This window comes from Gordoniibacillus kamchatkensis (assembly GCF_000829455.1).
Lineage (GTDB): Bacteria > Bacillota > Bacilli > Paenibacillales > NBRC-103111 > Gordoniibacillus > Gordoniibacillus kamchatkensis.
This window is the reverse complement of sequence record NZ_JXAK01000003.1, coordinates 60,426-74,181: the sequence shown is the minus strand read 5'-3', so window position 1 is coordinate 74,181 and position 13,756 is coordinate 60,426. Positions and strand designations below refer to the sequence as shown.

Annotated in this window: 17 protein-coding genes and 1 pseudogene; 9 read left to right on the top strand and 9 right to left on the bottom strand. The window is 53.9% G+C overall.

What is annotated here, in order from left to right; all coding sequences use genetic code 11:
• Window positions 1-197 precede the first annotated feature (197 nt).
• Window positions 198-1,745 carry an ATP-binding protein gene (locus tag SD70_RS02745; protein WP_041045433.1) on the top strand — a complete coding sequence of 516 codons (1,548 nt, stop codon included), beginning with the start codon at window positions 198-200 and terminating at the stop codon, window positions 1,743-1,745.
• Window positions 1,746-1,935: 190 nt separating this feature from the next.
• On the opposite strand, the gene SD70_RS36740 is transcribed toward SD70_RS02745, so the two are convergent.
• Window positions 1,936-2,385, bottom strand: coding sequence for a hypothetical protein (locus SD70_RS36740; RefSeq protein ID WP_052486986.1), 450 nt, complete (start codon window positions 2,383-2,385; stop codon window positions 1,936-1,938).
• Between the two features lie 159 nt (window positions 2,386-2,544).
• Between SD70_RS36740 and SD70_RS02735 the strand changes: the two genes are divergently transcribed.
• Window positions 2,545-3,495 carry an AraC family transcriptional regulator gene (locus SD70_RS02735; protein ID WP_041045431.1) on the top strand — a complete coding sequence of 317 codons (951 nt, stop codon included), beginning with the start codon at window positions 2,545-2,547 and terminating at the stop codon, window positions 3,493-3,495.
• On the opposite strand, the gene SD70_RS02730 is transcribed toward SD70_RS02735, so the two are convergent.
• Both SD70_RS02730 and SD70_RS02725 read right to left on the bottom strand, forming a co-directional pair.
• Entirely contained in the window at window positions 3,496-4,386 is an 891-nt protein-coding gene (locus SD70_RS02730; RefSeq protein ID WP_052486985.1) for a sensor histidine kinase, read from the bottom strand. It lies immediately after the preceding gene.
• Window positions 4,383-5,639 (bottom strand): 7TM-DISM domain-containing protein, encoded by a 1,257-nt coding sequence (locus tag SD70_RS02725; protein ID WP_041045429.1) that lies wholly within the window; start codon window positions 5,637-5,639, stop codon window positions 4,383-4,385. Before SD70_RS02725 ends, SD70_RS02730 begins: the two co-directional genes overlap by 4 nt.
• Window positions 5,640-5,817: 178 nt before the next feature.
• Here SD70_RS02725 and SD70_RS02720 point away from each other — a divergent pair, with 178 nt between their 5' ends.
• Window positions 5,818-6,552 (top strand): response regulator transcription factor, encoded by a 735-nt coding sequence (locus SD70_RS02720; protein WP_041045427.1) that lies wholly within the window; start codon window positions 5,818-5,820, stop codon window positions 6,550-6,552.
• Between the two features lie 172 nt (window positions 6,553-6,724).
• Here the strand turns inward: SD70_RS02720 and SD70_RS37475 are convergent, their stop codons facing one another.
• Both SD70_RS37475 and SD70_RS37470 read right to left on the bottom strand, forming a co-directional pair.
• The gene (locus SD70_RS37475; protein WP_231571000.1) at window positions 6,725-7,675 is read right to left on the bottom strand and encodes an MFS transporter; all 951 of its coding nucleotides are present in this window, start codon (window positions 7,673-7,675) and stop codon (window positions 6,725-6,727) included.
• The gene (locus SD70_RS37470) at window positions 7,666-8,334 is read right to left on the bottom strand and encodes an MFS transporter (RefSeq protein ID WP_231570999.1); all 669 of its coding nucleotides are present in this window, start codon (window positions 8,332-8,334) and stop codon (window positions 7,666-7,668) included. The genes SD70_RS37475 and SD70_RS37470 overlap by 10 nt, the downstream gene beginning before the upstream one ends.
• Before the next feature lie 229 nt (window positions 8,335-8,563).
• Between SD70_RS37470 and SD70_RS02710 the strand changes: the two genes are divergently transcribed.
• On the top strand, window positions 8,564-9,208 hold the full coding sequence (locus tag SD70_RS02710) for a TetR/AcrR family transcriptional regulator (RefSeq protein WP_041045425.1): 645 nt from the start codon (window positions 8,564-8,566) through the stop codon (window positions 9,206-9,208).
• A gap of 57 nt (window positions 9,209-9,265) precedes the next feature.
• Here SD70_RS02710 and SD70_RS40160 read toward each other — a convergent pair.
• The 4 genes and pseudogenes from SD70_RS40160 to SD70_RS02685 form a co-directional block, all read right to left on the bottom strand.
• A pseudogene (locus SD70_RS40160) lies at window positions 9,266-9,652 on the bottom strand (protein prkA); the annotation flags it as partial.
• A gap of 15 nt (window positions 9,653-9,667) precedes the next feature.
• Window positions 9,668-11,128: an S-layer homology domain-containing protein gene (locus SD70_RS40155; RefSeq protein ID WP_052486984.1), complete on the bottom strand. Its 1,461-nt coding sequence runs from the start codon at window positions 11,126-11,128 to the stop codon at window positions 9,668-9,670.
• 244 nt (window positions 11,129-11,372) lie between these two features.
• Window positions 11,373-11,708 carry a YolD-like family protein gene (locus SD70_RS02695; protein WP_041045421.1) on the bottom strand — a complete coding sequence of 112 codons (336 nt, stop codon included), beginning with the start codon at window positions 11,706-11,708 and terminating at the stop codon, window positions 11,373-11,375.
• A gap of 250 nt (window positions 11,709-11,958) precedes the next feature.
• Window positions 11,959-12,165, bottom strand: coding sequence for a hypothetical protein (locus SD70_RS02685; protein ID WP_041045416.1), 207 nt, complete (start codon window positions 12,163-12,165; stop codon window positions 11,959-11,961).
• Window positions 12,166-12,335: 170 nt separating this feature from the next.
• Here SD70_RS02685 and SD70_RS02680 point away from each other — a divergent pair, with 170 nt between their 5' ends.
• The 5 genes from SD70_RS02680 (at window position 12,336) to SD70_RS02670 (ending at window position 13,754) form a co-directional block, all read left to right on the top strand.
• Window positions 12,336-12,563 (top strand): hypothetical protein, encoded by a 228-nt coding sequence (locus tag SD70_RS02680; protein ID WP_041045414.1) that lies wholly within the window; start codon window positions 12,336-12,338, stop codon window positions 12,561-12,563.
• 26 nt (window positions 12,564-12,589) lie between these two features.
• The gene (locus SD70_RS02675; protein WP_041045412.1) at window positions 12,590-12,934 is read left to right on the top strand and encodes a hypothetical protein; all 345 of its coding nucleotides are present in this window, start codon (window positions 12,590-12,592) and stop codon (window positions 12,932-12,934) included.
• An 18-nt stretch (window positions 12,935-12,952) separates the two neighbouring features.
• Window positions 12,953-13,102, top strand: a complete 150-nt coding sequence (locus SD70_RS35730; protein ID WP_156157864.1) for a hypothetical protein — start codon at window positions 12,953-12,955, stop codon at window positions 13,100-13,102.
• 43 nt (window positions 13,103-13,145) lie between these two features.
• The gene (locus SD70_RS35725; RefSeq protein ID WP_156157863.1) at window positions 13,146-13,304 is read left to right on the top strand and encodes a hypothetical protein; all 159 of its coding nucleotides are present in this window, start codon (window positions 13,146-13,148) and stop codon (window positions 13,302-13,304) included.
• A 132-nt stretch (window positions 13,305-13,436) separates the two neighbouring features.
• Window positions 13,437-13,754, top strand: coding sequence for a hypothetical protein (locus SD70_RS02670; RefSeq protein ID WP_041045410.1), 318 nt, complete (start codon window positions 13,437-13,439; stop codon window positions 13,752-13,754).
• Window positions 13,755-13,756: the final 2 nt, after the last annotated feature.

Here is a 13,756-nt window from a genome sequence, read left to right as displayed (position 1 = left end):
TGACCGGCCGACCTCGGCACCCAATGCACGCAAATATAGTACCGTATATCGTATTCACGGCCGGTCTGTCCTCATTCAAAATGTCATTTACTAGGTTGAATGCCACAGCGTATAATGATACTGTTCCACTGGGACAGTCCGATCGATGACGCTTCCGGCAGCGCAAACTATCTTCACGACAGACAGGAGCTGGGCGAATGAGAAAAATTCCGGTCACCCGAGACGGCCGCAAGGACTCGGAAATCTTGCTCATTTCGTCGAGCGATGTCGTCAAGGTTGAAAGCTTTCGCGAAAATCAACTGCTTATCCATACACTGGACGAAGTATACTATTTCAGCGCTACGCTCGACTCGTTGGAGGAGTGGCTCTATGAAGACGGCTTCCGTCTCATCGACCGCACTAACATCGTCAACATGAATTACGTCGTCAATTACGACAGCAACAGCGGTGTCGTAACGCTCGGCGTCCCTGGCCGGAAGCGGCGCAAACAAGCGTCTGCGGCGCGCATTCACCGCGACCATATCATCAATGTGATGGAAATGCTGCGCATCGCCAGCGCCGCCAAGAAGGAAGGGTATCCGGAAAACGATCCGTCGCACGATCAGCTGCGCAAACTGATTGAAGAAAGCCAGGACGATCCGTATTTGCGCTCGTATTCGATGATCCATGCGGTATACGAACGCAATCGGGCGGAAAAACGGCTGGTCGAAAGCGAGCAGCGCTACAAGTCGCTGTTCGAGAACAATCCGGACGCCGTCTGCTCGCTCGATGCCGGCGGGCGCATTATTACCGTCAACCCGGCGATGGTGAAAATCACCGGCTATGCCGCCGAGGAACTGACGCACAAGCCGATCGCCGATTTGCTGCTGCCCGGCGAGTCGACGCGGTGGGAGAAGCATTTTGCCCTGGCGCTCGAGGGACAGACGCAATATTTCGAGCAGACGTTCATCCGCAAAGACGGGCTTGCGTCGATTATGAGCTTTATTCACGTGCCGATCTATGTGGACGGCGGTATTAACGGCGTCTACGTCATCGCCAAAGACATTACCGAGCGCAAAAGGTCGGACGAGCTGCTGATCAAGTCGGAGAAGCTGTCCGTCGTCGGCCAGCTGGCCGCCGGCGTCGCCCATGAAATCCGCAATCCGCTCACGTCGCTCAAAGGCTTCGTGCAGCTGCTCAAATCGAAAGTCAACGATTACGATCACTATTTCGATATTATGCTGTCCGAGCTTGACCGCATCAACTTTATCGTCAGCGAATTTCTCGTCATCGCCAAGCCGCAAGCCGTCAAGTTTCAGGTCAAGGACACGGCTTCCATATTGCTCAGCACGGTCGCTCTCGTCAACACGCAGGCCATTATGCAAAATGTGGAAATCACTACCCGCTTGAACGAGCCGCTGCCGTCCGTGCTGTGCGACGAAAACCAGATCAAGCAAGTGTTTATCAACGTGCTGAACAACTCGATCGAAGCGATGCCCGACGGAGGCGTCATCGTCATCGAAGTGTTCGCCAAAAACGGCAATATCGTATTCCTCTTCACGGATCAAGGCGTCGGCATTCCCGAGGAGCGAATTCCCCGGCTCGGCGAACCTTTCTATACGACGAAGGAAAAAGGCACCGGCCTCGGCCTCATGGTCAGCTACAAAATTATCGAAAACCATCACGGCCGCATGTCCATCACGAGCGAGCTCGGGCGAGGCACGACGGTTGAAGTGTCGCTGCCGATCGCGCAGCCGGAGCCTTGACCCGAGGATATAGAGCGCTAAGGAGACACCGCCAAAGCCGTCCGTTCCAGGCGGCTCCCCGATTCTCGCACGGAATCGGCCCAAGTACAGGCTCAGCTGTTCCTTTCTGATGGAGCAAAGATAAACGGCAATCCCGTCCGCCTCCCCCCTGGAAGCGAACGGGATTGTTTGCTGAGCGCGGCTAGTCCGGTTAAGGCTTCGTTGTCGTCACGGTCGTACCCATCGCGGGTGTAGTCGTTACCGTCGTGGCCCCGTACGGATACATCCCCGGATAATAACCTTGATATGGCGGATAACCGGGATAGCCCGGGTTACCCGAATACGGCGGATAGCCGTAATAGGGGGCGCCATACGGGTAAGGATAACCGCTCACTGCGCCGAGCAAATACGGAACGGCCAGCCCGGCAGCGAACGGAGCGATCCACCCCCAGCCCCCGCCGTGGTGATGCCCATAGCCTCCGTGGCCTCCGTAACCGCCGTGGCCGTAGCCGCGATAGTCGTGGTAGCCGCCGGCCCCGGCGTAAGCGACTGGTGCCAGCCGCTGCGGCTGCGCAGTTTTTTTAGCGGCTGTTTTCGCGCTTTTCCCCGCTGCGCTCGCCGCCGGCTTCGCCGCTGCCGTGATCGTCTTGCGTTTCGCCATTTTCGTCTTCCCTCGCATTATGTCCATAGGATAAAAGCCTACAGTATCATATGAGCATTCGCCCGGCCGGTGAGCGCAAGGCTGCAAAATAGGCGCCTGTTCCGCCCGGGCGCCAACCGTGATATGCTTAAAGAACAAACCTGACGCGAGGTGATTTGTATGGCCGCCGCCCCTAAATCGTACCCGTACCACGCCATGGAAAAACAGCCCCACGCCCTTGACAGGCTGGAGCTGCAATTTCGCTGGGGGCGTTACGGCATCCGCATGCTTCGCTTCCACCTCGCCATGTTCCAGAAAGGGCATACGATCCCCGATCATCAGCATTCCGAATACGAGTTTCACTTCATATGCGGCGGCAAAGGCGTCGTCACGATGGGGGGCATCGACTACGAGCTGAAGGAGGGGCTATTTTACTTGACCGGTCCGGGCGTCGTTCACGCGCAATACGCCGATGCGCGGGACCCGATGCGGGAGCTGTGCCTGCACATCGACATCGACCGGCCGGAAGCCGGGGCAGCGCCTACCTCGCCGGCCGGGGAACGGAGCGGCGAGGGCGATACCGCCGAGGCCGACGAATGCATCGAGCGGCTGCTCCGGCTGCCCCCGGTGCCGATGCCGGACCGGCACGACGCCGCCGCCTGGTTCCCGGTGGCGCACCGTGCCTTGCTCAGCCACGAGCCGGGGCTGTCCGTCACGATCCGGCAATGCATTATGCAAATTATGCTGCGCGCCGCCTATGCCGGCGCCGACGAATCGGCGGCAGAGCCGCCGGCGCGCGATATGAACGAGTACCGGTTCCGGCTCGCGACCGATTTCATCCAGGACAACTTCCGCCGCTGCATTACGCTGGATACCGTTGCGGAACGCATCCATATAAGCGGCCGGCAGCTGCAGCGCATTTTCGCGGAGCGCGGAGGCACGACGTTCAGCGAATACGTGGAAGGTGTGCGGATGGCCAAAGCGTGCGAGCGGCTTGTCCAGACGAACGAGCCGATCGAGCGCATTGCGCTTGAGCACGGCTTCTCGACGAGCAACTATTTCCATCACGTGTTCAAAAAGCGGTTCGGCTGCACGGCCAAACAGTATCGCGATCGAAGCAAATTCGAATGATCAAGACTCCGTCTCCTCATACAGCAGCAAGGTGAAACCAAAAACGCTGCCCGCTCCTTCCCGGTTGTGGACCCATAAGCTCCCGCCGTGGTACGTCACAATTTCTTTGGCGATGGCAAGGCCGAGGCCGCTCCCGCCGGGCGCCCGGTCTTTGCCGCGGTAAAACCGCTCAAAAATGAACGGGAGATCTTGCTCGGCAATGCCGCTGCCCGTATCTTCCACTTCGACGACAAGCTCTTGCGCCGGCTCGCCGCCGCGCTGCCCTTGCCGGACGGCGAAGCGAAGACGAATTTCCCCGTTCGGCGGCGTGTACCGAACGGCATTCGATATCAGATTGGTAAGCACCTGATCGATGCGTTCCGGATCGAGAACGACGCTGACATGCGGGGCAAGCCCTTTCAGTCCGTCCTCGCTCCAGACGAAGCGCAAGCCGCTGTGAACGACGTCCGGCTCATGCTTCTGCCTTGTCCTCTCCAAGAAGACGGCTACCGGAACGGTGCGAAAATGCAAATCGGGCTGGCCGGACTCAAGCTTGGAAAGCTCGAACAGATCGGCGATGAGGCGGCTCAGCCCGATCATTTTGCTCAGCACCAGCTGCAAGTAGTGGCGCTGCTCCTCGGCCGTCGCGAACAGGTTGTCGAGTATCGCCTCCACGTAACCGCGAATCGAAGTCATCGGCGTCCGCAGCTCGTGCGAAATATTGCTCAGCAGCTTCCTTCTGGCAGCATCCATGCGCACGAGTTCGGCAGCTTTGCGGGCCAGGTTCTCGTTCGACTGCTTCAGCTCTTCAGTCCGGTTGGCGATGCTCGCCTCGAGACCGCGGTTCAGCTCCTGCAGACGCTCGTTAAGCATGCGCACTTCTTGCGCCTGCAGCGCCAGCTGCTGCGTCATCGATCTTCCGAGGCAAGCGCCCGCGAAAATTTCAGCGACAGCGCCGCCGAGTGCAGCATAATGAAGACGGTGAAACCGAGCGGCGCATATGACCCGGTGCGAATATAGACGTTGAAGTACATAATGTCGTTCACCACGGCCACGCCATAAATCAAGGCGCCTATCGACGAGAGCAGCGCCCCTGCCCGGCCGCGGCGCACGGCGCGCAGCAGCACCCAAATGAAGTACGCGGCTGCAATCACGATAACGGCTTGGTAAGACGGAATCGTCCGGGTAAAGACGGACGGCGGGGTCGCCATCATGACGGCAGTGTACGCGAGGCCCGCGGCCGTAATGAGCCGGACGGCCCAGACCGACATTTCGCGCGGGTAAAGCTCGCGGATAAACAAAGCAAATAACGGGAGTCCGGCAAAGGCCCCCAAATATTCGCACCGCAAGCGGCAAGCCCAAGATATTTGCGGGAACAGCCTATCGAAAAACAGCTCGCCGACGAGCGTCGTGCGCACGGCCATGATCAGGCAAAACGCCCCGAAATAAAGCGCGGAACGGTCCCGGCGGCGCATCGCGAACAGCGCGAGATGGTAAACGGCCGTCATGAACAGGCCCCCGAAAAGCGCCATATCGAGCGCCAGCCTGCGCTCGTGCGCGCCCTCAATTTGCTCCGGCGTACCGAGCTCAAGCGGCTCCCACAAGCCCCCCAGACGATGCTCGAAATTGGCCGCCTGAATGACGATTTCGGCCCCGTCCGGCTGCGCCGGAAACAAATACGTTCGCGGCCCGACGTACGGCGCGGAGGAAGCGCGGCTCGTTCCGACCTGGCCGAGCCCGCCGAGCTGGACGCCGTCCACCCAGAGCCGGTACGAAGTGTCCGCTTCCTTGACACGAAGCGCCAGCAGGCGCGGAGGGTCGTTCCAGCGGATGCGCAGCCGGAACGTGGCGTACCCTTGGGCCGGCTGCCAGCGATCGCCCGATGCGCCGTTCCAAGAGGAGGGCAAGCGGATGGTGCCCAGCTCCCCGGCCGCGGCTGCGGCGCCGAGCTGCTCCGGCGTGAGCAGCCGCCGCCAGCCCCAGTCCCATTCTCCCGCGAGCCGGACGATGCCGCCCTGCTCGAACCGCCACCCGCGCAAATCGAGTTCGCCCCGCAGCGCATGCGGGGACTCCCGGGTTGGCGGCACCCCGGCAAACAGACCGATCAGAACGAAGGCAACCGCTATCAAGCAGAAAATAGGAAGCCAGATGCGGGCTTTTCTCATAGCTCACCACCGTTCAAATGTAGTCCTATGTACCTATTAATTCGGTAGTTCTTTAAGACCATTTATCGACATCATTCTACCCCATTTTTGCATATTTTTCTTGCTTCCTCAACCGGAATTTGACATACTTGAATTATGTTGCATAAAGAGAAACAGCGGCGGAGAAATGAGGGAGATCATGGCCGGAGACAAAATTCTCGTAGTCGACGATGACGACGAAATTCGCAACCTCATTGCCATTTACTTGAACCGGGAAGGATTCGAGGTCATTGCCGCTGCGAACGGAAACCATATACGCGAGCTGTGTCTCGAGCACGAACCGCAGCTTATTATGCTCGATCTGCTGCTGCCTGGCGACAACGGCTACGAGCTGTGCCGGACCGTACGCAGCATATCGGATGCGCCCGTTCTTTTCGTCAGCTGCAAAGATGAGGAGACAGACAAGGTGATAGCGCTTGCGCTGGGCGGGGACGATTATATCACGAAGCCGTTCAGCCCCGGCGAGCTTGTCGCCCGCGTCAAGGCGCATTTGCGCCGTTACCGCAAACAGGAGCAGTCGCTTGCCGCACAAGTGCCGACGCTGCGCTTCAAAGGGCTCGAGATCGACGTTATTGCCCGCAAGGTGAAAGTTTCGGGCAAGACGGCGCCGCTCTCGTCCACCGAGTTCGAACTGCTGTACGCGCTCGCCAAACAGCCGGACCGCGTCTACAGTCCGGATCAGCTGTTCCGCCACATATGGGGAGTCGACGCGGCCGGCGACGTTCGTACGCTGCAGGTTCATATGAGCAACCTTCGCAAAAAGGTCGAGAGCGACCCGCGCAATCCGAAATACATCATCACGCTGCGCGGCATGGGATACAAATTCAACGGCCTGGCATGCGACGAAACCGTTGCCGACGCGCGGCGGCGTTAATGCCCGGCCGTCGTTCGCTTGCCGATTCAGAATGTTTAAGTTCGATAAAGCGATATAGCGAAACGGAAATCATTCTGAACGGCGATAAAAGCTTCCTTGCTTACGAAGTAAGTTTTGCTCCGCAAAACTTGCAGGTCGCTCATCTTCGAGATTACTTCGATAGGAGTTTTTCTCACGTGCCGCTCGCTGCGGGGGAACCGCCGCTAGAGCCGGATTTTGCAATATGTGGCTCCTTCTTTTTGCTGCGGTTGACAAAAAGAAAAATGGCCGGTATGCAAAGGAACAGCGGGAGCGCGGAATACAGGAACGTATCGGCAATCGCCCTGACCAAAGCTTCTTTCTGCACCATTCCCGCCAGCACATAGACGGCCGCTCCTTGCGCCGAGCCGCTGTCCATGCCGGAAACGGCGAACCCTTTGCTCATGCCGGCAATAAAATTTTTGACAGCTTCGGAATCGCCCGTCACGTTCTCCGCGATTTTGGCGTTTGTCAGCACTTGCCGGTTGACCATAATCGCGGTCAAGACGGCGATCGATAGCGAGCCCGCCACCTGCCGGATCAAATTGGACAGCGACGAGGCGCGGCCGACTTTATCTTTGGCGACGGCGGCGACGGCGTTCATGCCCACCGTAGTTAAAGGCATCATGCACAAACCGATCCCGAGCCCGCGCACCGTCAGGATGAGCTCGAGCCAATGCCTGGACGTATAAGCGGTCAGATGATGCAGCTCAAAAGTCATCGTACTCAATAAAACAAGTCCAGTCAAGCCGAGCGGAACGACGCCGACTTTGTCGAACAGCCTGCCGCTCACCGGCATCATGAACGCCATGGCCAGCGACTGCGGCAGCATCGTGAGGCCGGTCTGCACCGGCGATTCCGCCAATATGTTTTGCAAATACAAGGGCGTGAGGAAAATGCCTCCGTACAAGCCGACCGTGACGAGACAGCCTGCGATGAGACTGATCGTGAAGACGGGGTTTTTGAACAGGCGCAGGTCGAGCAGCGGCTGCTCTTTTCCGGTTTCCACCCAGATCAGAAGCAGCAAGCTGAAGAAAGCGATGAAAAACAGGCTTACGATAAAGAGAGACGTCCATCCTTCCGTCTGCCCTTTGCTCAAGGCCAAAAGGAGCGTCCCGAAGCAAATGACGGACAGCACGCAGCCGGGCAGGTCGAACTGCAGGTCGGTTTTTTCGGCAGCTCCTTCAGCGCCAGAGCGCACACCAGAACGGCGAATATGCCGACCGGAACGCTAATGAAAAACAGCAGCCGCCAATTGAAATGCTGGATCAAATAGCCGCTCAGCGTAGGGCCGATAGCCGGAGCGGCCATCATCGCGACCCCCCACAGCCCCAAAGCCATGCCGATCTTCTGACGCGGAACGATGGCATAGACGACGGTCATGCAAATAGGGCCGATAAACCCGCCGAACAAGCCTTGCAAAATGCGCAGCAAAATGAGCGACGTATCGCTCCATGCAAGCCCGCACAAGAACGACCCCAAAGTAAAGCCGATCAAGGTAATGACGAACACTCGCTTCGCGCCGAACCGGTCGGCCATATAGCCGCTCATCGGCACAACGACGGCGGATGCCAGCATATAGCCGGTGAGCACCCATTGAATCGTCTGGGTCGTCGAGCCGAACACGTTGACGAGATTCGGCAATGCGACGTTTAACAAGCTGTTGTTGAGCACGGACACGAATGTGCCCAGCACGATTGCCGCGAGCGCTACCCAATTGATCGATGCCGCCTCTTCCGAGCGCGGTACATTTGCTTCTGCCATCCTTTTGACCTCCTGCCGCTAACCGTTATGTACGTCGATGTTTACTATGTAAACATTCGAATGTAAAGAGTCGTTCAGGTTTGTTGTCAAGCAAAACCCTTTATGCTACGCTAACTTTATTATCCTTGGCAGCTACACGATATGTTTACAGCGCAAACTTATTATAGAATCCCATGTTTACGAGGTCAACATATTTTCATGCGCGTACGATCCCGGAGGTTGCATATTCATGCCGAAATCCGACCAACCGAAACCGAAAAAGCAATATCATCACGGCAACTTGCGGCAGGCGTTAATCGATGCCGGCCTGGAGCTGATTGCCGAAGGGCATGGGGCGCAAATCGACCTGCGCAAAGTGGCGCGCAAAGTCGGGGTCAGCCATACGGCCCCCTATCGCCATTTTGCCGACAGGAACGAGCTGATGGCCGCTATTGCGGAGGAGGGCTTGCGCAACTTGGCGGATAAAGTGCACCGCAAGATCGAGACCGTTCCCGACGACTTTTTATCGAAGCTGGAAGCTTTCGCCCGGGAATACGTCGAGTTCGCCATCGCTCATCCGCAGCTCATGCGGGAAATGTTCAGCGGCATCAACACCGACTACGACGCTCACCCGACGCTGCGGCAAGCGCTCCTCTATTTGTTCGAGCCGCTCGTATCGACGCTCAAGCAAAGCCAGGCCGCCGATGAAATCGCCAAGACGGAATACGTGCATTTGACGCTGATCATCTGGTCGATGATTCACGGCTTTTCCGCCCTGGTCGTGGAAAACTACGTGATCCGAAAGTCGCTGCAGGGGACCGAAGCGATCGACAACATGGTGCATTTGTGCGTGCAAACTTTGTATCACGGGTTGGCCCGGAAAGACACTTTATGAAAATGAAGCCGCAGCCCCATGCCGGGTCTGCGGCTTCATTTTGCATGTCGGGCCGTTCTAGCGGTTAAGCAGCGAGCCGACGTACCTGAGCAGCTCGTTGGCGCACACCGGGCAGTAGCCGTGCTCGTCGATCAGCTGCTTTGTCACCTCGTTAATGCGCTTCAGCTGCGTCTCGTCGGGCGTCTTCGTGGAGGTGGTGATTTTCACGATATCTTTCAGGTCGGTGAACAGCTTCTTCTCGATCGCCTCGCGCAGCCGTTCGTGGCTCGAATAATCGAACTTGCGGCCTTTGCGGGAGTAGGAAGAGATGCGGATAAGGATCTCTTCGCGGAACGCCTTTTTCGCGTTCTCCGATATGCCGATCTGCTCCTCGATCGAGCGCATGAGCCGCTCGTCGGGGTCCATTTCCTCGCCGGTGACCGGATCTTTGATCTTAACTAAGTTTCGGAGATATGTACGTCATTGATTGGCAGGAGCATTGTAATACACAGCTTTTGTTACAGTGGAAGTTTCATTCAGATTATCAACGGCTTTGACCATAATTGTGTTAGAGCCATTTTTTAAAGTCAGATATTTGGAAAATTGCCCGTAAAATAAGTCCACATTCACATCATTGAGATAAAGATAGATCTTAGGGTTGTCATCATTCTTATCTTGGGCCCTTCCCGATATAATTAAGGTTTGATTCGATGTTGTGCTTGGAATGTCACTATCGATAATTATTTTTGGACCATCCGCGTTTAGAGTTACTGTTTTAGTTATTTTATTCTCCTTACCATAACTGTTTTTCGCTCTAAGAGTAATTGTATTATCTCCACTCTGGAGTGAATAAATTTGATCAAATTTTTTCGTATATCCCTGTTTCGTTACCGTAAGGCTGTATGTGTTTAATTTATCGTTATTCAAATATAAGGCGGCATCTTGATCATATATGTCCGAAATCGTGCCCGTTATGTTTATTTGGGACGATGAGGTTGTATCTGGAATGTCAACATTGATAACCGGTGCCGGTATTGTGAAGTTTAGGTCTTTGCTTATATGTGCCGTTTTCCCGCCTTTTGAAGCGGTAATATCGAAAGTATAGATGCCCTCTTTGTCAAAATGGAACACAGCATCAAAATTACCTTTATCGTCCGCTGTAACCGTGTGATCATTGATTGCTACGGAAGCACCTGGTTCAGTCTTCCCTCCTACCTGGAAAGAACCAAGATAACCAGCCACTCCAAACACATCGGCTTGTAATTGCAAAGGTGCGTTTGCATCCGCATTTGATCCTTTTATTGAGCGATAAATAAGAGTTGCCGCTTCGGCTCGCGTTACTGGTCTATCTGGGCCGAATGTTCCGTCGTCGTACCCGTTAATTAAGCTTCTCTCCGTCGCGATCGCAACATAATTTCTGAGACTGTAAGAGATTTTATCAACGTCTGAAAATTTTTCGCTGAGGATATTTTTATCCTTCAGATCGGTGGCCGACAATCCTAGTGCCTTTACAAGGGCGACCGCCACATCTTCACGAGTTGCAAAGGCTTCTGGGTCAAAAAATGCCCTTCCGTTAGGAGGATAGTATCCGGTTAAATAATCTTTTGCCGTCTCGACATATTGATAGGACCATCGATTCGGCAATACATCCGCAAAATCCGCATGTGCCGGGTTTATAAGATCCATATTGAATGTTGCTGAAACGAGTTTCGCAAATTCTTCTCGAGTTACAGATGATTGAGGCTTGAAAGTCCCATCACTATAACCAGAGATTACTCCTCTCTTTGACAAGTCGTTAACGGCTTGGTAAGCCCAGAAATCTTGCGGGACATCTTGGTATCCATTGTTCGAGGTAGAGACGGTAGCAGCTGCAATGCCGTACGGAGAATTCATCATATTTAACATAAGACATACGGCAAGTAAAACTAAGAATTTTTTCATAAATCCTCCCATGGATATTTTTGTATTTACATATTTATTATACAACCATCGAAATTCCTTCGTCATTAGAATTCTAAGACCGAATGGATCTAAGGGTAATGGAATTCACGTGATATAAAGTGCTTACCATCTTTGTTTGATATTAAAAAGCGTATGACTTTACATCATACGCTCGTTCATCTCCTATATTGTAGCTAACGGTCGCTGGCCACAAACGTAAATAGCGTCCGACCTCACCTAAAAATTAATCCTCGACCAAGGCTTTCAGCACGTCCTCAAACGGTACCCAGGTTACTTCTTCACCATGCTCTATCTTAATCCGCCGCATCTGCTGGTCGAGTTTCGTTACGATACCAGCTAACTCATAGTCTTGAAACGGATCATATATGGTCAACATCAGGCGGCGGCCAGTATGCACCGACTCCAATATTGCACGGTTGATCTCATCTCGTTCATCCTCACCTAATATGGGACGCTCATGTCTTTCTTGCATGCGTTTCAGATTTTGAAATCCTTCTTGATACTCAGGGAGGATGAATCGAGTCCCCCATCTTCCATTGCCTTCAAGCTTTTTTCCCATAAGATCGCGCCCCTAATCGATAAATATGCTCAGATTTGAAGATGTTCTTGGTACCTGCTGTTCCCATACCTTCAAAACACGCAATTCCCCAATCCGGACCTCAATGTATTCTGCGGCGCGCAGCGCCTTTATAGCCTCCCTCACCTTCTGCTCGGTTCGGCCGGATAGCCGTGAAACCTTTAGCAAGTCTGGTCGCGACCAGGTATCTCGATAGAGATTCCAGAGGATCATCAACACTTTACGTTCCAGATCAGACAGCACGTCGAATCACCGGCTGCACCGCCAGTATGTTCTCGACCTTGAAAGTACGCGGCGCCTGCCGCACCAAGCAAAATACCTTGACGGCACCTTCGCGAACGCTATGCATTTGTACGATCCGCTTCGTAAATACGCCGCGACGGTCAATGTAGATCAACTCGACGGTCCGACCTAGATATCGTCGCAAATGTTTTTCCATATATGCACCACCTACGGAACATTTGTTCGCAATTATTGTAACAATTATATGCAAACTAGATACAAACTTCAAGTATTGTGATTTTTATTCACAATTATTATTGACAGTGTATTTTTTTCACAATATAATAGGGATAGATGCGATACCGCACTAAGATGGAGGTTAAAGTTATGGCGAATGTTATCTGTTTTCAACCCGCAGCAGCAGCAAAGCAAGAACGTCAGAAAGAAAATGCGCTCATTCAGCAGGTTATGGACTTGGTTAAAGAAATGAATCGCGATGAAATTGCGGAAATGGTTGATGCGATCGAAAACAACGATCAGGGAAGATATTTAGCGGTGACAAATCCGGTTATTGCGCGGAAAGTGATCCGTGAAATCAATACAAAAAGCATATGAGTCTGATATATGGGAGGAAATCCGGTATGTTGAACAGGGCGGGAATCAGAGCAGCTTTATTTGACTATAAGACCGCACGAACACAACATGAGATGATCCTGCAAGATGACGAAATTCAAAATCTTTTCGCCGCTGAAAACTACGAAGGCGCTAACTTCTTGATCATGAGAAGATACCCTTTTGGAAAATGGGAAACCGTCGCCGAAAGAGGTATTGAGTTAATCGAAGTAATGACTAAAGGAATCCCTGATTTTAAAGGATTTGAAGCGGTAGATATCTGGAGAATCCAAAAATATTTAAAGAGCTTCTCGAACTTGCAGAACGGGTTTAGGCAGAGGTCATCTCTACTATTTACGGCCGACGGGCCTTAAACGCGGGAGGGATTGAGGATGGCAAAAGGGTACAAAGAAAAGATGCAAGAGATAATAAGGCGTCTGGAAGATATGCGGGAACGTACCGGAGACGCGGAACAGGCGGCGTATTACTCCGGTCAGATTGAGGGATTACGTAGGGCGATCGAGATTGTCAGAGGCAAATAATCAACGGCCCCTTCGGGGGCCAGAAAGGGAGAGTGAATGAGGAATGAGCAAATTTAAAAAAGGTGATCGGGTTTTAGGCAATGATGGATATGTCGGCACAGTCGTAGACCCTAATTATCTCGGATGTGCGGTGCTTGTGCGCTATCCTGGTGGGGTTGCGACGAATAGCGAGTGGGAGTTGACATTGATTCAACCCGCCTGACGAGTCCGCGGCGGAAGCGGACGAAACCTAACGACATGTCGGCGCGACGGTCGCGGGATTCCGCTACGAGGTAGACGCGCAAGCTGCCCTTCATATAGATCACTCTTTGAAAATCGGAGGATAGATAACTGCATGGAACAAGTCAAAATCGGAACCACTACAGTGGCCGTCAAGCGCGACGGTGATGTGATCCACCTGCTCGACCTTGAAAAGCTGCATGGCGGCATGACGCTTACAAATGCCATGGACGAACGGTTCCAATCCTCTGTCCTCTCGCATCTCGGATTGAACACGGATAATCCCAATCGGTTCACCTGGGTGCTGTACCATACCGACAGTTGGATTACTCGCTACGGTGCCGGCGGTTTCGCTCCCCTGGGCGATCTGGCATATGATGCGGAATTCCGAGACGAGATGCATCGGCTTTATGGTGATGGCGACCTTTATTAAAA